At 39.6% G+C, this 21,103-nt stretch carries 20 protein-coding genes; 15 read left to right on the top strand and 5 right to left on the bottom strand.

Translation table 11 applies throughout. The features are described from left to right. The first annotated feature begins 64 nt into the window (after positions 1-64). From PCY08_RS08060 to alaS, 3 genes are all read left to right on the top strand, one after another. Positions 65-316 carry a hypothetical protein gene (locus PCY08_RS08060; protein ID WP_301560016.1) on the top strand — a complete coding sequence of 84 codons (252 nt, stop codon included), beginning with the start codon at positions 65-67 and terminating at the stop codon, positions 314-316. Positions 317-589: 273 nt separating this feature from the next. Continuing rightward, complete coding sequence (locus PCY08_RS08055; RefSeq protein WP_001258742.1) at positions 590-1,075, top strand: LURP-one-related family protein; 486 nt, start codon at positions 590-592, stop codon at positions 1,073-1,075. A 16-nt stretch (positions 1,076-1,091) separates the two neighbouring features. After that, a complete protein-coding gene (gene alaS / locus PCY08_RS08050) occupies positions 1,092-3,710 on the top strand; it encodes an alanine--tRNA ligase (protein ID WP_301560015.1) in 2,619 nt (872 codons plus the stop codon). A 94-nt stretch (positions 3,711-3,804) separates the two neighbouring features. Here alaS and gdhA read toward each other — a convergent pair whose 3' ends face one another. Continuing rightward, a complete protein-coding gene (gene gdhA / locus PCY08_RS08045; RefSeq protein ID WP_301560014.1) occupies positions 3,805-5,151 on the bottom strand; it encodes an NADP-specific glutamate dehydrogenase in 1,347 nt (448 codons plus the stop codon). A 229-nt stretch (positions 5,152-5,380) separates the two neighbouring features. On the opposite strand from gdhA, the gene PCY08_RS08040 reads away from it, so the two are divergent. The 6 genes from PCY08_RS08040 to PCY08_RS08015 all read left to right on the top strand — a co-directional run bounded on the left by PCY08_RS08040 (position 5,381) and on the right by PCY08_RS08015 (position 10,459). Next, positions 5,381-6,316, top strand: coding sequence for a dihydroorotate oxidase (locus tag PCY08_RS08040; RefSeq protein ID WP_301560013.1), 936 nt, complete (start codon positions 5,381-5,383; stop codon positions 6,314-6,316). Positions 6,317-6,348: 32 nt separating this feature from the next. After that, positions 6,349-7,386 (top strand): DNA polymerase III subunit delta, encoded by a 1,038-nt coding sequence (holA, locus tag PCY08_RS08035; RefSeq protein WP_301560012.1) that lies wholly within the window; start codon positions 6,349-6,351, stop codon positions 7,384-7,386. A gap of 69 nt (positions 7,387-7,455) precedes the next feature. After that, entirely contained in the window at positions 7,456-8,061 is a 606-nt protein-coding gene (gene sodA / locus PCY08_RS08030) for a superoxide dismutase SodA (protein WP_006150800.1), read from the top strand. Positions 8,062-8,212: 151 nt separating this feature from the next. Beyond that, positions 8,213-9,121 (top strand): LysR family transcriptional regulator, encoded by a 909-nt coding sequence (locus PCY08_RS08025; protein WP_049526940.1) that lies wholly within the window; start codon positions 8,213-8,215, stop codon positions 9,119-9,121. After that, positions 9,118-9,579, top strand: coding sequence for a signal peptidase II (gene lspA / locus PCY08_RS08020; protein WP_301560011.1), 462 nt, complete (start codon positions 9,118-9,120; stop codon positions 9,577-9,579). Before PCY08_RS08025 ends, lspA begins: the two co-directional genes overlap by 4 nt. Then, positions 9,569-10,459: an RluA family pseudouridine synthase gene (locus PCY08_RS08015; protein WP_301560010.1), complete on the top strand. Its 891-nt coding sequence runs from the start codon at positions 9,569-9,571 to the stop codon at positions 10,457-10,459. The genes lspA and PCY08_RS08015 overlap by 11 nt, the downstream gene beginning before the upstream one ends. Before the next feature lie 28 nt (positions 10,460-10,487). Here PCY08_RS08015 and ffh read toward each other — a convergent pair whose 3' ends face one another. The 3 genes from ffh to PCY08_RS08000 are packed head-to-tail and all read right to left on the bottom strand — an operon-like array spanning position 10,488 to position 12,621. Beyond that, positions 10,488-12,053: a signal recognition particle protein gene (ffh, locus tag PCY08_RS08010; RefSeq protein WP_301560009.1), complete on the bottom strand. Its 1,566-nt coding sequence runs from the start codon at positions 12,051-12,053 to the stop codon at positions 10,488-10,490. A 17-nt stretch (positions 12,054-12,070) separates the two neighbouring features. Next, positions 12,071-12,286 (bottom strand): 2-oxoglutarate:acceptor oxidoreductase, encoded by a 216-nt coding sequence (locus tag PCY08_RS08005; protein ID WP_301560008.1) that lies wholly within the window; start codon positions 12,284-12,286, stop codon positions 12,071-12,073. Between the two features lie 2 nt (positions 12,287-12,288). After that, positions 12,289-12,621, bottom strand: a complete 333-nt coding sequence (locus PCY08_RS08000; RefSeq protein ID WP_000402065.1) for a putative DNA-binding protein — start codon at positions 12,619-12,621, stop codon at positions 12,289-12,291. Positions 12,622-12,774: 153 nt separating this feature from the next. On the opposite strand from PCY08_RS08000, the gene rnc reads away from it, so the two are divergent. From rnc to PCY08_RS07980, 4 genes are all read left to right on the top strand, one after another. Further along, on the top strand, positions 12,775-13,473 hold the full coding sequence (gene rnc / locus PCY08_RS07995) for a ribonuclease III (RefSeq protein WP_000661075.1): 699 nt from the start codon (positions 12,775-12,777) through the stop codon (positions 13,471-13,473). Beyond that, positions 13,464-17,003 carry a chromosome segregation protein SMC gene (smc, locus tag PCY08_RS07990; protein ID WP_301560007.1) on the top strand — a complete coding sequence of 1,180 codons (3,540 nt, stop codon included), beginning with the start codon at positions 13,464-13,466 and terminating at the stop codon, positions 17,001-17,003. Before rnc ends, smc begins: the two co-directional genes overlap by 10 nt. Before the next feature lie 86 nt (positions 17,004-17,089). Then, positions 17,090-17,749 (top strand): trimeric intracellular cation channel family protein, encoded by a 660-nt coding sequence (locus PCY08_RS07985; RefSeq protein ID WP_301560006.1) that lies wholly within the window; start codon positions 17,090-17,092, stop codon positions 17,747-17,749. A gap of 138 nt (positions 17,750-17,887) precedes the next feature. After that, complete coding sequence (locus PCY08_RS07980) at positions 17,888-18,466, top strand: HD family hydrolase (RefSeq protein ID WP_301560005.1); 579 nt, start codon at positions 17,888-17,890, stop codon at positions 18,464-18,466. A 225-nt stretch (positions 18,467-18,691) separates the two neighbouring features. Here the strand turns inward: PCY08_RS07980 and PCY08_RS07975 are convergent, their stop codons facing one another. Then, positions 18,692-19,159 carry an 8-oxo-dGTP diphosphatase gene (locus PCY08_RS07975; protein ID WP_301560004.1) on the bottom strand — a complete coding sequence of 156 codons (468 nt, stop codon included), beginning with the start codon at positions 19,157-19,159 and terminating at the stop codon, positions 18,692-18,694. Positions 19,160-19,490: 331 nt separating this feature from the next. On the opposite strand from PCY08_RS07975, the gene PCY08_RS07970 reads away from it, so the two are divergent. After that, positions 19,491-20,282, top strand: coding sequence for a Cof-type HAD-IIB family hydrolase (locus PCY08_RS07970; RefSeq protein WP_301560003.1), 792 nt, complete (start codon positions 19,491-19,493; stop codon positions 20,280-20,282). Continuing rightward, entirely contained in the window at positions 20,282-21,100 is an 819-nt protein-coding gene (locus PCY08_RS07965) for a Cof-type HAD-IIB family hydrolase (RefSeq protein ID WP_301560002.1), read from the top strand. Before PCY08_RS07970 ends, PCY08_RS07965 begins: the two co-directional genes overlap by 1 nt. The last annotated feature ends 3 nt before the right edge of the window (positions 21,101-21,103 follow it).

Genomic DNA, 21,103 nt, shown 5'->3' with positions numbered 1-21,103 from the left:
TATTTGCTTATTTTATAGCCTAGTAGTATACTAAGTTTATAATAATAGAAAGCGGTAACAAATCATGAAAATGTCTACTTTTTTCAAAAAAAGTTATTGGCCAACCTTTTTGATTGTTAACGAAACAATTATACTATTCCATTTAAAGGATGGCTTGGATCGACAATACCTAACAACTGATTCCATACATTTGGTGATAGGGTTCTTTATATTTGCAAATATTTTCGTATTTATGTATAGCAATTCGAAAGCTTGGAATAAAAGTTGGGATAAAAAGAAAAATGGTAGTAAGAAAAAATATATCCTGAAAAAGTAACCAGAGATTTAGGGAGTTGGTTATTTAAATGAGGATTATTTCCAGTTGACGCAGGCTTAAAAAAACGATATAATAAGAAAGTTGAGAATTGATTTTCTCCCCATCTTAGTTCAGAGAATTGGCGGTGCTGCGAGCCATCTAAGATAGAAAATCATGCTACTCAATCTAACAATTGCATAAGAATCAAAGAATGACAAGTTCATTGAATGAAGGTGGTACCGCGGTTTTTCGCCCTTCGTGATATGGATTTGTCTTTTATTTTTGGAGGTGTTTATGAGAACATTTCTTGTCAAACAAAAATTTCGCCTAGGTGGTGAACGCTTTGATATCAAGGATGAAATGGGCAATGTCGCCTATCAGGTTGAAGGTTCATTTTTTAAGATTCCTAAAACCTTTACCATCTATGATGTTGCTGGTGAACAGGTCAGTGAGATTAGTAAGGAAGTCTTAACTTTCCTACCTCGTTTTGAGATTCAACTCAGTAATGGAGATCATTTTTATATCCGAAAGAAGTTGACTTTCTTCAGAGATAAGTATGAGTTTGACAATCTCGGCCTTCGCATCGAAGGAAATGTCTGGGATTTAAATTTTAAATTGCTGGACGACCGTGACCAAGTGATTGCTGAGATTACCAAGGAACTCTTCCATTTAACCTCTACCTATACCGTAACCGTCTATGACGAATCTTATGCAGACCTAGTCATTTCCCTCTGTGTCGCTATCGACTATGTGGAAATGCTAGAAAGCCAATCAAATTAGTAAAAAGGAGATACATATGAAACAATTATCTAGTGCACAAGTCCGCCAAATGTGGCTTGATTTCTGGGCTACAAAAGGCCACTCAGTAGAACCATCCGTTAGCTTGGTTCCAGTAAACGACCCAACACTTTTGTGGATCAACTCAGGGGTTGCTACTCTTAAAAAATACTTTGATGGAACTATCATTCCTGAAAATCCACGTATTACCAATGCTCAAAAGGCTATCCGTACCAACGATATCGAAAACGTAGGTAAGACTGCCCGTCACCATACTATGTTTGAAATGTTGGGGAACTTCTCAATCGGGGATTACTTCCGTGACGAAGCAATTACATGGGCTTATGAGCTTTTGACAAGTCCTGAGTGGTTTGACTTCCCTAAAGACAAACTTTACATGACTTATTATCCAGATGATAAGGATTCATACAACCGCTGGATTGAAGTGGGAGTAGATCCAAGTCATTTGATCCCAATCGAAGACAACTTCTGGGAAATCGGTGCGGGACCTTCTGGACCTGATACAGAAATCTTCTTCGACCGTGGAGAAGCTTTTGACCCAGAAAATATCGGTCTTCGTCTTCTTGCAGAAGATATCGAAAACGACCGTTATATCGAAATCTGGAACATTGTATTGTCACAATTTAACGCTGACCCTGCTGTTCCTCGTAGCGAGTACAAAGAATTGCCACACAAAAACATTGATACGGGCGCTGGTTTGGAGCGTTTGGTGGCGGTTATCCAAGGGGCTAAGACAAACTTTGAAACAGACCTCTTCATGCCAATCATTCGTGAAGTTGAGAAATTATCTGGTAAGGTTTACGACCAAGATGGCGACAACATGAGCTTCAAGGTTATTGCAGACCATATCCGTTCTCTTTCATTTGCGATTGGTGATGGTGCCCTTCCTGGAAATGAAGGTCGTGGTTATGTCCTCCGTCGTCTTCTTCGTCGTGCCTCTATGCATGGTCAAAAATTGGGTATCAATGAGCCTTTCCTTTACAAACTCGTTCCAACTGTTGGAAAAATCATGGAAAGCTACTACCCAGAAGTGCTTGAAAAACGTGACTTTATTGAGAAAATCGTTAAGAGCGAAGAAGAGTCATTTGCTCGTACTCTTCACTCAGGTCAACACTTTGCCCAAGGTATCGTAGCAGACTTGAAAGAAAAAGGTCAATCTGTCATCGCCGGTCAAGATGTCTTTAAACTCTATGATACATACGGATTCCCAGTGGAATTGACAGAAGAAATCGCTGAAGAAGCTGGTATGACTGTAGACCGTGAAGGCTTCGAAGCAGCCATGAAGGAACAACAAGAACGTGCGCGTGCCTCTGCAGTCAAAGGTGGATCTATGGGTATGCAAAACGAAACCCTTCAAAACATCACTGTAGAAAGTGTCTTCAACTACAATGCTAGTCAATTGTCTTCTAAGTTGGTTGCTATCGTAGCTGATAATGCTGAAGTAGAAGCTGTATCAGAAGGAACTGCGTCACTTATCTTTGCAGAAACTCCATTCTACGCTGAAATGGGTGGACAAGTTGCGGACCATGGTCAAATCTTGGATGCTGCAGGAAATGTCGTAGCGATTGTAACAGACGTTCAAAAAGCACCAAACGGACAAGCATTGCACACCGTTGAAGTTCTTGCTCCTCTTGCTTTGAACCAAGAATACACTTTGGCTATCGATAGCAATCGTCGTCATCGTGTCATGAAGAACCACACAGCCACTCACTTGCTCCATGCAGCTCTTCATAATATCCTTGGCCACCATGCTACTCAAGCAGGTTCACTTAATGAAGTAGAATTCCTTCGCTTTGACTTCACTCACTTCCAAGCCGTGACTCTTGAAGAATTGCGTGCTATTGAGCAACAAGTCAATGAGAAGATTTGGGAAGCCATCGCAGTGGAAACAGTTGAGACTGATATTGACACAGCTAAAGAAATGGGAGCTATGGCCCTCTTTGGTGAGAAATATGGTAAGGAAGTTCGCGTAGTCACTATCGGGGACTATTCAGTAGAGCTTTGTGGTGGTACTCACGTTGGCAATACTTCTGAAATCGGTCTCTTCAAGATTGTCAAAGAAGAAGGGATCGGATCAGGAACTCGTCGTATCTTGGCAGTGACTGGTAAAGAGGCCTTTGAAGCTTATCGTGACCAAGAAGATGCACTGAAAGCAGTCGCAGCAACCTTGAAAGCTCCTCAACTCAAAGAAGTACCTCACAAGGTGGAAGGACTTCAAGAGCAACTCCGTCAATTGCAAAAAGAAAATGCAGAATTGAAGGAAAAAGCAGCAGCAGCGGCGGCAGGTGATGTCTTCAAGAATGTTCAAGAAGCAAACGGCCACCGTTACATTGCCAGCCAAGTATCTGTATCAGATGCAGGTGCCCTTCGTACCTTTGCGGATAACTGGAAACAAAAAGATTACTCTGATGTTCTTGTTCTTGTCGCAGCTATCGGTGATAAGGTCAATGTCCTTGTAGCCAGCAAGACAAAAGAGGTGCATGCAGGTAATGTGATTAAAGAATTAGCTCCAATCGTTGATGGACGTGGTGGTGGTAAACCAGACATGGCCATGGCAGGAGGAAGCAACCAAGCGAGAATCCAAGAATTGTTGGATGCAGTAGCAGGTAAATTGTAAGAAAGTAAAGATCTATCCAGTAGGGTAGGTCTTTTTTTATGTATAAGAAAAAACTCCTCACAGGAGATGTGAGGAGTTATGTAGTTACTAGGAATTACACAATCCCTTGTGCAATCATAGCGTTTGCTACGTTTTCAAAGGCTGCAATGTTAGCACCTGCAAGGTAGTCAGTTCCAAGACCGTAAGTTTCTGCAGTTGTTTTAGCTGTGTTGAAGATGTTAGTCATGATATCTTTCAAACGACCGTCAACTTCTTCACGTGTCCATGAAAGGCGAAGGCTGTTTTGGCTCATTTCAAGAGCAGATACAGCTACACCACCAGCATTAGCAGCTTTGGCAGGTCCGTAAAGGATTCCATTTTCCTTGTAGACTTTGATAGCTTCAAGGTCGCTAGGCATGTTAGCTCCTTCAGATACACAGATAACTCCTTGAGCAACCAAGCGTTTAGCAGCTTCACCATTGATCTCATTTTGAGTCGCACATGGAAGAGCGATATCGTAGTTTCCAGTGTAAGTCCATACAGAACCTTCATAGTAAGTAGCAGTTGGTTTTTCTGCAGCGTACTCAGTCAAACGAGCACGGCGTTTTTCTTTAACGTCTGTAAGAAGGTCAAAGTCGATACCATTTTCATCGATGACATAACCATTTGAGTCAGATACAGAGATAACAGTTGCACCAAGTTCAGTTGCTTTTTGAAGAGCGTATTGAGCTACGTTACCAGAACCTGAAATCACAACTTTCTTACCAGCAAAGCTGTTGCCGTTAGCTTTAAGCATTTCTTCAGTGTAGTAAATCAAACCGTAACCAGTTGCTTCTGGACGAATCAAGCTACCACCAAATCCAAGAGGTTTACCAGTCAAGACACCAGCATCAAATTGGTTGAGGCGTTTGTATTGACCGTAAAGGTAACCAATCTCACGTCCACCAACACCGATATCACCAGCAGGTACGTCAAGAGATGGTCCGATGTATTTTTGCAATTCGGTCATGAAGCTTTGGCAGAAGCGCATCACTTCAGCATCAGTTTTGCCTTTAGGGTCAAAGTCTGATCCACCTTTACCTCCACCGATTGGAAGTCCAGTCAAAACGTTTTTAAAGATTTGTTCGAAACCGAGGAATTTCAAGATCCCTTGGTTTACAGTTGGGTGGAAACGAAGTCCGCCTTTATATGGTCCAACAGCTGAGTTGAATTGAACACGGTAACCACGGTTAACTTGAACTTTTCCATCACGGTCAACCCAAGGAACACGGAAAGAAATTACGCGCTCAGGTTCAGTGATACGTGCCAAGATATTTTCTTCAATATACTCAGGGTGTTTTTCAAAGACAGGCTCCAAAGTGCTGAAGAATTCTTCAACTGCCTGGAGAAATTCAGCCTCATGCCCGTTACGAGCTTTTACAGTTTCAAACACGCTTTGGATATATTCTTTAGCAGATGTCATATCGTTCTCCTTTTTGTTGTCATATTTTATTACATGAGTCATTATAGCAGAAAATTTTTTCAGTGTAAAGAAAAAAACACAAATTTTCTAAAAATTCTTTCAATTTGACACAACTGATTCAGAACTTGCTAAAAAACGAACCTTTTCTATGGAAATGGTTTTATTGAAAAGCAAAAGTCAAAGTATGGTATAATAGTAGAGATATAAAGGAATCTGGAGGAATAGAATCATGGTATCAACTAAAACACAGATTGCTGGTTTTGAGTTTGACAATTGCTTGATGAATGCGGCAGGAGTTGCTTGTATGACGGTTGAGGAGTTGGAAGGTGTCAAAAACTCGGCAGCAGGAACCTTTGTCACTAAGACAGCAACCTTGGAATTTCGTCAGGGGAATCCTGAACCACGTTATCAAGATGTTCCACTCGGTTCAATCAACTCTATGGGTCTACCAAATAATGGTTTAGATTATTACTTAAACTATCTATTGGAATTGCAAAACAAGGAACCAAACCGTACCTTCTTTTTATCATTAGTTGGAATGTCTCCAGAGGAAACTCATACCATCTTGAAAAAAGTTCAAGAGAGTGATTTTCGTGGTCTAACTGAACTCAATCTCTCATGTCCAAATGTACCTGGTAAACCTCAGATTGCCTATGACTTTGAAACTACAGATCGTATCTTATCAGAAGTCTTTGAGTATTTTACAAAACCTTTAGGAATTAAGCTTCCACCTTATTTTGATATTGTTCATTTTGATCAAGCTGCAGCGATTTTCAACAAATACCCACTTAAGTTTGTCAACTGTGTTAACTCTATCGGAAATGGTCTTTATATTGAAGATGAGTCAGTCGTGATTCGTCCTAAGAATGGCTTTGGTGGGATTGGTGGAGAATACATCAAACCAACAGCCCTTGCAAATGTCCATGCTTTCTATCAACGCTTGAATCCAGAAATTCAAATCATCGGAACTGGTGGAGTATTAACAGGACGTGATGCTTTTGAACATATCCTATGTGGTGCCAGCATGGTGCAGGTAGGAACTACCCTACATAAAGAAGGAGTAGGTGCTTTTGAACGTATTACTAAGGAACTCAAAGAAATTATGGCGGAAAAAGGTTATGAAAACCTTGAAGATTTCCGTGGTAAATTGAATTATATTGATTAAATAAAAGAGAAACTAAAAAGAAAGGAGAAATGATGCTAGCAATAGAAGAAAGCCAAAAGCTATCTTTATCAAATTTACCTAGTTTGACCTTGTTTACAGGCCCTGATCAAGGACAGTATGAAGTCATGAAAACTCAGGTACTAAAGCAAATTGGCTACGATTCTGCTGATTTGAACTTTGCTTATTTTGATATGAAAGAAGTAGACTACAAAAACTTGGAACTAGAGCTGGTCAGTCTTCCTTTCTTTGCGGATGAAAAAATTGTTATTTTAGATCATTTTCTCGATATAACAACAGCTAAAAAACGCTATCTATCTGATGACGAGCTTAAGGCTTTTGAAGAATATTTGGAAAATCCATCTCCGACGAGTAAATTAGTTATTTTTGCTGAAGGTAAACTAGACAGCAAGCGCCGTCTAGTTAAAATTCTAAAGAGGGATGCCAAGATTTTTGAAGCCATCGAGCCAAAAGAACAAGAGATGCGTGCTTATTTTCAAAAGTGGGCTCAGGAACAAGGACTTTCCTTTGATGGAAAATCCTTCGAACAGTTACTTATCAAATCAGGTTTTCAATTCAGTGAAATTCAGAAAAACCTACTCTTCTTACAGTCTTATAAGGATGATGACCGGATTACCGAAGAAGACATTGTTGAGGCCATACCAAAGACTTTGCAGGATAATATCTTTGATTTAACTCAGTTAATATTGACTAAGAAGATTGATCAGGCACGTGATTTAGTCAAAGATTTGACTTTGCAGGGAGAAGATGAGATTAAACTGATTGCCATTATGTTGGGGCAGTTCAGACTCTATACACAAGTGAAAATTTTGCAAGAGTCAGGTCAGACAGAGTCCCAGATGGTCAGCAGTTTAGGTCACTATCTTGGTCGCAATCCGAATCCCTACCAAATCAAATTTGCCCTTCGTGATTCTCGAAGACTATCCCTTGATTTTCTCCAGAATTCTATTCGTCATCTCATCCAAGCTGATTACCAAATTAAGACAGGAGTTTATGAGAAAGGCTACTTGTTTGAGAAGGCTTTGTTGCAGATTGCTAGCCAGTCAAATTGAGCAAATAACTTGAAAAAATAGGATGATTGCGTTATCATCTTTATATAGAAAGAAAAAGAGGTATTACAGATGGCTATTATCTTACCAGATCTTCCATACGCTTACGACGCATTGGAACCATACATCGATGCTGAAACAATGCACTTGCACCATGACAAACATCACCAAACTTACGTTAATAATGCAAATGCAGCTCTTGAAAAACACCCTGAAATTGGTGAAGACCTCGAAGCTTTGCTTGCTGATGTAGAATCTATCCCAGCTGATATCCGTCAAGCGCTTATCAACAACGGTGGTGGACATTTGAACCACGCTCTTTTCTGGGAATTGATGACTCCTGAGAAAACAGCTCCATCAGCAGAACTTGCAGCAGCAATCGATGAAACTTTCGGTTCATTCGAAGAATTCCAAGCAGCCTTCACTGCAGCAGCAACAACTCGTTTCGGTTCTGGATGGGCATGGTTGGTTGTGAACAAAGAAGGTAAGCTTGAAGTGACTTCAACTGCAAACCAAGACACACCAATCTCAGAAGGTAAAAAACCAATCTTGGGCTTGGACGTTTGGGAACATGCTTACTACGTGAAATACCGTAACGTTCGTCCTGACTACATCAAAGCTTTCTTCTCAGTTATCAACTGGAATAAAGTAGACGAGCTTTACGCAGCAGCTAAATAATCTTAATAATGACACCTTGGGGTTAGAATTTTATCTAACTTGAAAGGTGTTTTTTGTTTGCTTTTCTTAGTAGTAACTGTCTTATGATTTTCCTTTGTTGGATAGGCTTGATTTATGGTATAATGATAAGATAGAAATCAAAGGAGAAATCATGAATATTCAACAATTACGCTACGTCGTAGCTATTGCTAATAGTGGTACTTTTCGTGAAGCGGCTGAGAAAATGTACGTTAGCCAGCCGAGTCTATCTATTTCTGTAAGAGACTTGGAAAAAGAGCTTGGCTTCAAGATTTTCCGCAGAACCAGTTCAGGAACTTTTCTTACACGTCGTGGGATGGAATTTTATGAAAAGGCACAAGAGTTGGTTAAAGGATTTGATGTTTTCCAAAATCAGTATGCCAATCCTGAAGAGGAGAAAGATGAGTTTTCAATAGCCAGTCAGCACTATGATTTCTTGCCACCAACCATTACAGCTTTTTCGCAACAATATCCTGACTATAAGAATTTCCGTATTTTTGAATCAACAACTGTTCAGATTTTGGATGAAGTAGCTCAAGGACATAGTGAGATTGGAATTATCTACCTCAACAATCAAAACCAAAAGGGAATTATGCAACGGGTTGAAAAGTTAGGACTTGAAGTGATTGAGTTGATTCCTTTCCAAACCCATATCTATCTGCGTGAAGGGCATCCTTTAGCCAAGAAAAAAGAGTTGGTCATGGAAGATTTAGCTGATTTACCAACAGTGCGATTCACACAGGAAAAGGATGAGTATCTTTATTACTCAGAGAACTTTGTGGATACCAGTGCTAGCTCTCAAATGTTTAATGTAACTGACCGTGCTACCTTAAATGGGATTCTTGAAAGAACAAATGCTTATGCGACTGGTTCTGGATTCTTAGATAGCGACAGTGTGAACGGGATCACCGTTATTCCATTAAATGATAATCTCAATAATCGCATGGTTTATGTAAAACGTGAGGAAGTAGACTTGAGCCAAGCAGGGACTTTATTTGTAGAGGTTATGCAAGAGTATTTTGATCAGAAGAGGAAAGCATGAAAAAAAGAGGAATAATTGCAGGGATTATAGCAGCCTTGATTATCTTAGATCAATTTGTAAAGGCGTACGTCGTTCAAAATATTGCTCTTGGTGAAATCAAGTCATGGATCCCAAATCTAGTTAGTTTAACCTATCTGCAAAATAGGGGGGCAGCCTTTTCTATGCTTCAAGATCAACAGTGGTTTTTTGCAGTGATTACCTTAGTGGTCATGGTAGGAGCTATCTGGTATTTGCATAAGCATATAGAGGATTCTTTCTGGACTGTCTTTGGATTGGTTTTGATTATTGCAGGTGGCCTTGGGAACTTTATCGATCGTATCAGTCAAGGATTTGTCGTGGATATGTTTCACTTAGACTTTGTTAATTTTGCCATATTCAATGTGGCTGATAGCTATCTGACGGTCGGAGTGATTGTATTATTGCTTGCAATGCTAAAAGAGGAAATGAATGGAAATTAAAATTGAAACAGGTGGACTACGCTTAGATAAGGCTTTGTCAGATTTAACAGAACTGTCGCGAAGTCTCGCCAATGAACAAATCAAATCAGGTCAAGTCTTGGTCAATGGTCAGGTCAAAAAAGCCAAGTATACGGTCCAAGAGGGCGATGTCGTTACTTATCAGGTGCCAGAACCAGAGGTTTTGGAGTATGTAGCTGAAGATATTCCTCTAGAAATCATTTATCAAGATGAGGATGTAGCAGTAGTCAATAAACCTCAAGGGATGGTTGTTCATCCAAGTGCTGGACATACGAGTGGTACCTTGGTTAACGCCCTTATGTACCACATCAAGGACCTATCGGGCATCAATGGTGTCTTGCGTCCAGGGATTGTCCATCGTATTGATAAGGATACTTCAGGTCTCTTGATGATTGCTAAAAACGATGATGCCCATTTAGCACTAGCTCAAGAATTGAAGGACAAGAAATCTCTTCGTAAGTATTGGGCCATTGTTCACGGTAATCTTCCAAATGACCGCGGTGTCATTGAAGCACCAATCGGACGTAGCGAAAAAGATCGTAAGAAACAAGCTGTGACTGCAAAAGGGAAACCAGCAGTGACACGTTTCCAAGTCTTGGAACGCTTTGGTGATTATACTTTGCTGGAATTGCAATTGGAAACAGGACGAACTCACCAAATCCGTGTACATATGGCTTATATCGGTCATCCAGTCGCTGGGGATGAGGTTTACGGGCCTCGTAAAACCTTGAAAGGTCATGGGCAATTTCTCCATGCTAAGACACTTGGTTTTACCCATCCAAGAACTGGTGAAAATATGGAATTTACTTCCGATATCCCAGCTATCTTTAAAGAGACTTTGGAAAAACTTCGAAATAACTAGACAGAAAAAGGACTCAAGCGAGTCCCTTTTATTTGCGTTTTTTCTTAGCTTTTTTCATTTTATTAGCCATGCGTTTCATGGATTGCTTCATAGCAAATTCACCGATTTTGCCCTTGAGACCTCCACCGAACATCTGGCTCATATCAGGCATTCCTGCTCCTCCAAGAGCTGACAAGTCAGGCATACCACCTTGTCCCATCATACCTTCAAGGGCTGACATATCCATACCTCCAGGCATATTTTTAGGAAGGTTGTTAGGGTTGATGCCCATCTGTTTCATCATCTTGTTCATGTCACCCGACATGACACCTTGCATGAGTTGTTTAGCTTGGTTGAAGTCCTTGATGAACTTGTTGACTTCGATAAAGGTATTACCAGAACCGGCAGCGATACGACGACGGCGACTTGGAGTAAGTAAGTCTGGGTTTTCACGTTCTTCAGGAGTCATAGAAGAGACGATGGCACGTTTGCGAGCAATTTGTTTTTCATCCACCTTCATATTTTGAAGGGCAGGATTGTTGGCCATACCTGGAATCATCTTGAGCAAATCTTCCATTGGTCCCATATTTTGCACCTGATCCAACTGATCGATGAAATCGTTGAAATCAAAGGTGTTTTCTCGCATCTTTTCAGCCATTTCAATGGCTTTTTGCTCATCGTATTCTTGGGAAGCTTTCTCAATCAGAGTCAGCATATCCCCCATACCGAGAATACGGCTAGCCATACGATCAGGGTGGAAGGTTTCAATGTCGGTAATCTTTTCACCAGTACCAGTGAACTTGATTGGTTTTCCAGTGATGTGACGAACAGAAAGGGCAGCACCACCACGAGTATCACCATCAATCTTTGTAAGGATGACACCAGTAACTTCTAACTGAGCGTTGAATTCACGCGCAACGTTTGCAGCTTCCTGACCAATCATGGCATCGATGACCAAGAGAATCTCATTTGGTTGAGCAAGTGCTTTAACATCACGGAGCTCATTCATGAGAAGTTCATCAATTTGCAAACGACCGGCCGTATCAATCAAGACATAGTCGTTATGGTTAGCTTTCGCTTGCTCCAAACCTTGGCGAACAATCTCAACTGCAGGAACTTCAGTACCAAGAGCAAATACGGGAACATCAATCTGTTGTCCAAGTGTTTTCAACTGGTCAATAGCAGCAGGACGATAGATATCGGCTGCAATCATCAAAGGACGAGCATCCTCTTCCTTTTTAAGTTTGTTAGCAAGTTTACCTGCAAAAGTTGTTTTACCAGCCCCCTGCAAACCGACCATCATGATAATGGTTGGAATTTTTGGTGACTTGATAATCTCAGCTGTGTCTGAACCAAGGACTTCCGTCAATTCTTCATTGACAATCTTGATGATTTGTTGAGCTGGATTAAGGGTATCAATGACTTCATGCCCAATCGCACGTTCGCGAACCTTTTTGATAAAGTCCTTGACTACAGGAAGAGCAACGTCGGCTTCTAAAAGAGCTAGACGAATTTCCTTGGTTGCTTCTTGGATATCACTCTCGGTAATTTTTCCTTTTTTACGTAGGTTTTTAAAAACGTTCTGCAAACGTTCTGTTAAATTTTCAAATGCCATATTTTTCTCCTATTTTTTCAATTCAGTGGAAATCGTCCGAAATGTTGCAAACACTCTAGTTCTTCGGGTGTGACTTCTTTCATGATTTCATTTGGATATTCCCAACAGCTAAAACCTATTTGCATAGCTTTGGAGATATCATTGGGCGAGATAATCTGTAGTCGACTAGGAAATGGCTCCTCTGCAGCTAATAATTTACAGGGGATTCCTTTATAAACGACAAGATTTTCCATGATTACTCCCTATTATCAATACTGGTCAAAATCTCAATTTGCTCTTGCAGAAAAGTATCCTCTGGATAACGCTCCAAAATCTGATCAAAAATCTGACTGCGAACAATGTAGTCAGAGTACATATGGAGCTTCATCTCATAGTCTTCCAGAATCTTTTCGGTTCGTTTGATATTATCATAAACAGCCTGACGACTGACACCGAATTCTTCAGCGATTTCAGCTAAACTATAGTCATCAGCATAGTAGAGTTCGATATAGTTCATTTGTTTATCAGTCAAAAGAGCTGCATAAAATTCAAACAGAGCATTCATTCGATTGGTTTTTTCAATTTCCATAAGATTTATTATACCAAAAAAAAGCCCAATCCGCTAGCTAGGGACTGATTTTAGCTAGAAGTTAGAAAATAAGCTTTTCACTGTTCTTTTCTGACTATGAAGCCTTTTTTTGATATAATGGATAGGATTATAATGATTTAGAAAGAGGTAGTCATGAAAGAATTAGAATCAGTGTTACAAGACCGTTTTGAGCTTGTTTTTACAGATAAAAGCTTACTTGAAACAGCTTTTACCCATACCAGTTATGCCAATGAGCACCGCCTCTTAAAAATTTCACACAACGAACGCTTGGAATTTTTAGGAGACGCTGTTCTGCAATTATTGATTTCAGAATATCTGTTTAAAAAATACCCTAAAAAACCAGAAGGGGACTTGTCTAAACTCCGTGCTATGATTGTACGAGAAGAAAGTTTGGCTGGTTTTGCCCGTGATTGTCAGTTTGACCAGTTTATCAAGCTTGGTAAGGGTGAGGAAAAGTCTGGTGGCCGTAACCGAGATACGATCTTGGGGGATGCCTTCGAAGCCTTTTTGGGTGCTCTGCTTTTAGACAAGGATATAAAGACTGTAAAAACCTTTATCTACCAAGTCATGATTCCTAAGGTTGAAGCTGGTGATTTTGAGATGATCAAGGATTATAAGACTCACCTGCAAGAATTGCTCCAAGTTAATGGAGATGTTGATATTCGTTATCAGGTGATTTCAGAGATTGGGCCAGCCCATGATAAGATGTTTGAGGTTGAAGTCCTTGTTGAGGGGCAAAGTCTAGGTTCAGGTAAAGGACGCTCTAAAAAATTGGCCGAGCAGGAAGCCGCTAAAAATGCAGTTGAGAAAGGGCTGGATTCATGTATTTAAAGGAAATTGAGATCCAAGGGTTTAAGTCCTTTGCTGACAAGACCAAGGTTGTTTTTGACCAAGGGGTGACGGCGGTTGTAGGACCAAATGGCTCTGGGAAATCAAATATCACTGAAAGCCTCCGTTGGGCACTTGGTGAATCTAGTGTCAAGAGTCTGCGTGGTGGGAAGATGCCTGATGTCATCTTTGCAGGAACAGAAAGTCGGAAACCTCTAAACTACGCTTCTGTTATTGTTACTTTGGATAACCAAGATGGCTTTATCAAGGATGCAGGCCAGGAAATCAAAGTTGAACGTCATATCTATCGGAGTGGAGATAGTGAGTACAAGATTGACGGCAAAAAAGTTCGTCTCCGTGATATCCATGACCTTTTCCTAGATACTGGTCTCGGACGTGATTCTTTCTCCATCATTTCACAAGGGAAGGTCGAAGAAATCTTTAACTCCAAACCTGAGGAACGCCGCGCTATCTTTGAAGAAGCGGCGGGAGTTTTGAAGTATAAAACCCGTCGAAAAGAAACTGAAAGCAAACTTCAACAAACCCAGGATAATTTAGACCGCTTGGAAGATATCATCTATGAGCTGGACAATCAAATTAAGCCCTTAGAAAAACAAGCAGCTACAGCTCGTAAATTTATGGAGTTAGACGGTCAACGTAAAGCGATCTACTTGGATGTTTTGGTTGCACAAATTCAAGCCAATAAGGCTGAATTGGATGTGACAGAAGAAGAATTAAACCAAGTTCAAGAACTTTTGACGAGCTACTATCAAAAGCGTGAAGAGTTAGAGGAAGAAAACCAAACTCTTAAAAAGAAACGTCATGATTTGCAAGCTGAAATGTCAAAAGACCAGTCCACACTGATGGATTTGACTGGTCTAATCAGTGAGTTAGAGCGTAAGTTAGCCTTGTCAAAACTGGAAACAGAACAAGTCGCTCTCAATCAACAAGAAGCTCAAGCACGATTAGCTAGTTTGGACGAAAAGAGAAATACTCTCATTCAGGAGAAGGAAGAAAAAGAAGCAAATCTCAGTCAGTTAGAAGAAAATTTAGCTGTCAATACTAAGGCACTCAATCAGCTAGAAGCAGAATTATTAGCTTTTTCTGATGATCCAGACCAAATGATTGAGCAACTGCGTGAACGCTTCGTTGCTTTCTTGCAGGAAGAAGCTGATGTGTCTAACAAATTAACACGGATTGAGAATGACCTTGAAAATAGTCGCCAACAAACTCAAAAGCAAGAAGAACAATTAGAATCCTTGAAGGAACAATTGGCTTCTGCCAAGTCCAAGGCTAGTGAGCAAGAAGTTGCCCTTAAATCAGCTAAAGAAGAAGTACAGAACTTACTCGCTGACTATCAAACCAGTGCCAAAGAAGAAGAAGCACAAAAGCAGGCTTATCAAAGTCAGCAAAATCAACTCTTCGACCGTTTAGATAGTTTGAAAAACAAGCAGGCCAAGGCACAAAGTTTGGAAAACATTCTTAAAAACCATAGTAATTTCTATGCTGGTGTTAAGAGTGTCTTACAAGAGAAAAACCGCCTAGGTGGTATTGTTGGAGCTGTTAGTGAACATTTAACCTTTGATGTTCGTTATCAGACAGCACTTGAAATTGCCCTTGGTGCAAGTAGCCAACACATTATCGTTGAAGATGAACAGGCAGCAACAAAGGCCATCGATTTTCTTAAGAGAAATCGAGCGGGTCGCGCTACCTTCCTACCCTTGACAACTATCAAAGCTCGTAGCATTTCAGGTCAAAACCAAGATGTGATTGCCTCAAGTCCTGGTTTTCTTGGCATGGCAGATGAATTGGTTACTTTTGATGCCAAGCTTGAAGCTATCTTTAAAAATCTGCTAGCTACGACAGCTATCTTTGATACAGTGGAACATGCGCGTGATGCAGCTCGTAAGGTACGTTATCAGGTTCGTATGGTAACCTTAGATGGTACAGAATTGCGAACAGGTGGTTCTTATGCTGGTGGGGCCAATCGTCAAAATAACAGCATTTTCATCAAGCCTGAATTGGAGCAGTTGCAAAAAGAGATTGCTCAAGAAGAAAATCTTCTGCGTCAAGAGGAAGATAATCTGAAGTCAGTTCAGGAAAACTTGACTGCTCTCGCTCAAACTTTGGAAATCATTAAGTCCCAAGGAGAGCAAGCTCGAATAGAGGAGCAAGGCTTATATCTGGCTTATCAACAAACTTGCCAACAAGTCGAAGAACTCGAAACACTTTTAGAACTTCAGGAAAAAGAATTAAACAATCTCAGAGGTGGAGATTGGCAAACTGAAAAAGAAAAATGCCAAGAACGTCTCTCAATCATATCAACTGAAAAGCAAAAGCTAGAATCAGAAATTGAAGAAATCAAGTCCAATAAAAATGCTATTCAGGAACGTTACCAAAACTTGCAGGATAAACTTTCCCAAGAACGTCTGCTCAAAACAGAAATGCTTGGACGGAAACGTTATGAGGTTTCTGATATTGAACGGATTAACAAAGAACTTGAGAACCTCAATATCGAACAAGAAGAGATTGAACGTCTTTTGCAAGAAAAGGTAGACAATCTTGAAAAAGTTGATACAGAACTTTTGGCCAAGCAGGAAGCAGAAGCCAAGAGTCAGAAGGAAGAAATTCAACAAGGGCTCATTCGTAAACAGTTTGAACTAGATGATATCGAAGGTCAGTTGGATGATATTGCTAGTCATTTAGATCATGCGCGTCAGCAAAATGAAGAATGGATTCGTAAACAAACTCGAGCGGAAGCAATCAAAGAGAAAATTACAGACCGCCTTCGCTATCTTCAAGGTCAACTGACTGAAGAATACCAGATTAGCTATACAGAAGCTTTGGAGCAAGCTAATCAGTTGGAAGATTTAGCAATCGCTGAACAAAAGGTTAAGGATTTGGAAAAATCCATTCGTTCACTTGGTCCAGTCAATTTGGATGCTATTGAACAGTTTGACGAAGTACATGAACGTTTGGAGTTCTTAAATACTCAACGAGATGATATTCTTTCTGCTAAAAATCTTCTTCTTGAGACCATTACAGAGATGAACGATGAAGTGAAAGAACGCTTTAAGTCAACATTCGAAGCCATTCGTGAGTCCTTTAAAGTGACCTTCAAGCAGATGTTTGGTGGTGGTCAAGCAGACCTAATCTTGACCGAAGGAGATTTATTGACTGCAGGTGTCGAAATCTCTGTTCAACCTCCAGGTAAGAAAATTCAGTCTCTCAATCTCATGAGTGGTGGAGAGAAGGCTTTGTCAGCTCTGGCTTTGCTCTTCTCAATCATTCGTGTCAAGACCATTCCATTTGTTATCTTGGATGAAGTAGAAGCTGCACTCGATGAAGCAAACGTTAAACGCTTTGGGGATTATCTCAATCGATTTGATAAGGATAGCCAGTTTATCGTTGTTACCCACCGTAAGGGGACCATGGCAGCAGCAGACTCTATCTATGGGGTGACCATGCAGGAATCTGGTGTATCTAAGATTGTCTCTGTAAAACTAAAAGATTTAGAGAATATGGATGCTTAGTTAGTGCTCGTTACAAATTTTTAAGCTAAGCATTTAAATAACCTTCAAGAAGTCGGAAGGGTTACAAAATAATTTGAGGAGCTTATATGGATTTTGATCTATTCCTAATGATCTGTAATTATATTGGAACTATAGCCTTTGCTGCTTCAGGAGCCATCAAAGGATTTGGTAAACGTTTAGATATTTTTGGAATCAGTTTATTGGCAATTGTAACCGCAGTAGGCGGAGGAATCCTAAGAGATTCCATTATCAGTCGCTTTCCTGCTTCTCTAGCAGATCCTAGCCCCATTTATGTCTCTATCCTGGTAGCGGTTATCATGTATGTCTTTGTGACTTCAAAACAGGCCAATGCTAGTCATGAAAAAAAGTTCTATAAGTGGTTGAGAGAAGCCTATCTTATTTTTGATTCGATTGGCTTAATCATCTTTTCCTTGATTGGAGCCACAGCCTTAGCTGATAGTAAATTGAATTTAATGTCTGCAGGGATTTTGGCTTGTCTAACAGGTGCTGGAGGAGGTATTATCCGAGACCTCTTAATCAATGAAGTTCCAAGTGTTCTAAAAGAAGATATTTATGCCCTTCTATCTTTCGTAATTGGAGTTATTTATTACTGGCTAGCATTTGTTCTTCATTTTCCTAGAATTACTGCCTTTATCATTCTCTCGATAGTTGGCTTTGTGATTCGACTTTGTATTATTAAGTTCAAGCTCTCTTTACCAAATATGGACAAGAGAACCTTGAATTGATGAATAAGCGAGAGTTATTTTATCAGCGTCTAATCTCATGTGGATTAGGCGTTGTTTTTTTGCAAATACGGGAAATTAATGATGTAAAGATTAATTTTTGCTATTATATTTGTAATTTCGAATAAGGCAGGAATAGCAATGAGTAATTTGAAACATTCAGTTGATTTTATTAAAGAAATAGAGAAATTAAAGGCAGTAAGAAGATTTAATAGAACTCTTGATGGCAGATTTGAAAATAGTGCCGAACATTCCTGGCAGGGTGCCATAGCTGCAATGATTCTTCAAGATTATTATCCTGAAAAATTGGATATGGAAAAAGTCACTTCTATGCTATTGATTCATGATTTAGGTGAGATTTATGCCGGAGATACTTGGGTGTTTGATGATGAAAAAAAGCTCCATTCTCATGACAGAGAACTAGCATCTATAGAAAAAACAATGAGTATCCTTCCAGAAGAAAAATATTTACAAATGAAAAATTCGTGGTTGGAATTTGAAAAAGGGCAGAGTTCTGAAGCAAGATATGCAAGAGTTATCGATGCCTTGGTACCGCTGATAAATCACTTGGAAGTGTCAGAAATCAATTATAACCCTGATAATATCAGTGCAGACATGGTATTAGAAAAGAAAAAGTTCATAAAAAGTGAATCAGAAGAATTATGGAAACTGATAGAAGACTTGATTCAGGAAAGTGTGGAAAAGGGCTTATATTTTTAATAACAATTAGCCCAATAGAAGATAGATTTTTAATTGGAAAATGGAAAAATATATGATTAAACTTGTCACAACTGAAATCGGAATATGGAAATTGATACAATAGAATGTAGAGAAAGCCTTGGAATAAGCTGTTTCCAAGGCTTTTTAGCTATCTATAGGTACAAGGGGAGAATTGCTAGAGTAGATGATTTTTATTAGATAGCCTTGATTATACCGTAGAGAATATTAGTCAAATAAAATTGTTTTGTTTTCACTAATGCATTTCTTATTATCATCCCAATAGTTAATACTTTCAAAGCTTCCTTTTCTTAAATAAAGTGGTATCCTTTTTCTTATTTCATCTTGCATTGGTATTTTAGCAATATCTTTTAGATTCCACCATTTTGGCTCACCTTCAGCAGATGTACTTAGTTCACCAGTAAACTGAGTACATAAAAAGTCATAGAAGACAAATCTCTCATTACCAATTGAATTAGTAAAGCCTGAAATTCCTTTTAATTCAAGATTTAATGCAGTGAGTCCAGTCTCTTCCTTAAGTTCCCGTAATGCAGCTTTAAAAAAACTTTCAGGGAATTCAACTTTTCCCCCCGGTGGAATCCAGCCAGGAAAATTATCGTGCTGTCTATTAAGTAATAAAATTTCTTGATTTTTCAAAACGCAAATATTAACCCAGTTTTTGATTTTTTCAGTCATATGATCAACCTCCAACAAGTATTTTTTCATATGCAAGATTATATGTCAAGAACTATATGCTATTTATGATTGTGACAAATGTATCTCAGCCAAAGATTGACAATTTTTACGCAATAGCTGATTAACTCTCAGAATAGACTTCAGTAAAGAGATTTGGAAGAAAAGTGTTGAGAGGTTGGATATAAAAGAAAGTAAGCAAATCAGTCTGGCCTTCAAAATGGCATATGGATTGATTTATAGAAGACAATGACGTGTCAATTCAGCACGTCTTTTTTTACTTTTTCTATGGTATAATAGAAGGTAGATTTATTAATTGGAGTATGAAGAATTTATGATTAAATTAATAGCAACGGATATGGACGGTACTTTTTTGGATGGTGCCGGTCAATTTGAGATGGAGCGTCTGAAAAAGTTGCTCCATTCTTATCAAGAAAAAGGAATCTACTTTGCAGTAGCTTCTGGCCGTGGCCTTTTGTCACTTGAAAAGCATTTTGCGGATGTTAAAGATGAGATTATTTTCATTGCTGAAAATGGGAGTCTCGTTCGTTTCCATGGAGAGGACCTCTATGAAGCAACCATGCCTCGAGATTTTTACCTATCAACATTTGAAAAGCTAAAGACTTCACCATATTTTGATGAGAAGAAGATGCTCTTGACTGGTAAAGAGGCTTGCTATGTATTAGACACAGTAGATGAAACCTATCTTATGTTTAGTCATCATTACAATGAAAATATCAAAAAAGTAGCCAGTCTTGAAGAGATTACCGATGAGATTTTCAAATTCACAACTAACTTCACTGAAGAAACGGTTGACGCTGGAGAATCTTGGGTCAATGAACATGTTCCTGGGGTCAAGGCTATGACGACAGGCTTTGAATCCATTGATATCGTTTTAGACCATGTTGATAAGGGAGTCGCTATTGTCGAATTGGCTAAGAAATTAAATCTGGATATGGATCAAGTAATGGCCTTTGGTGATAACCTCAACGACTTGCACATGATGCAAGTCGTTGGGCATCCAGTAGCACCTGAAAATGCTCGTCCAGAGATTTTAGAACTTGCTGAAACAGTTATTGGACACCACAAAGACCAATCAGTTATTGCTTATATGGAGGAATTGTAATGGCGGATATTAAATTAATTGCTTTGGACTTAGATGGAACCTTGTTGACGACAGACAAGAAATTGACGGATCGTACCAAGGCAACTTTGAAGGCTGCGCGTGATCAGGGAGTCAAAGTGGTATTGACAACTGGACGTCCCCTCAAGGCCATGGATTTCTTCCTCAAAGAGCTAGGGACAGACGGCCATGATGATGAGTATACTATCACCTTTAATGGAGGCTTGGTTCAGAAAAATACGGGTGAAATCCTTGATAAGACAGTCTTTTCGATTGATGATGTGACACGCATTTATGAAGAAACTGAAAAACTAGGCATTCCTTTAGATGCTATTTCAGAAGGCACCGTTTATCAAATCCAATCAGATCAAGAGAGTCTGTATGCTAAATTTAATCCTGCTCTGACTTTCGTTCCAATTGACTTTGAAGATTTGTCTAGTCAAATGACTTATAATAAATGTGTGACAGCCTTTGCCCAAGAACCACTGGATGCAGCAATTGCTAACATTTCATCAGACTTGTTTAACAATTATGAAATTTTTAAATCTCGTGACATGCTTTTGGAATGGTCACCAAAGAACGTTCATAAGGCTACTGGATTAGCTAAATTGATTGACCACCTAGGAATTGACCAAAGTCAGGTGATGGCTTGTGGAGATGAGGCCAATGACCTTTCCATGATAGAATGGGCAGGACTCGGTGTTGCTATGCAAAATGCAGTGCCTGAGGTCAAGGAAGTTGCAAATGTAGTCACCCCTATGACCAATGACGAGGAAGCTGTTGCCTGGGCCATTGAAAAATATGTACTGAAGGAGAACTAAAGC

Origin of the sequence: Streptococcus sp. SO4 (genome assembly GCF_030440055.1) — a bacterium.
In the GTDB taxonomy this organism is placed as follows: domain Bacteria; phylum Bacillota; class Bacilli; order Lactobacillales; family Streptococcaceae; genus Streptococcus; species Streptococcus nidrosiense.
The sequence above is the reverse complement of the archived record's forward strand: the minus strand, read 5'-3'. Positions and strand labels throughout refer to the sequence as shown.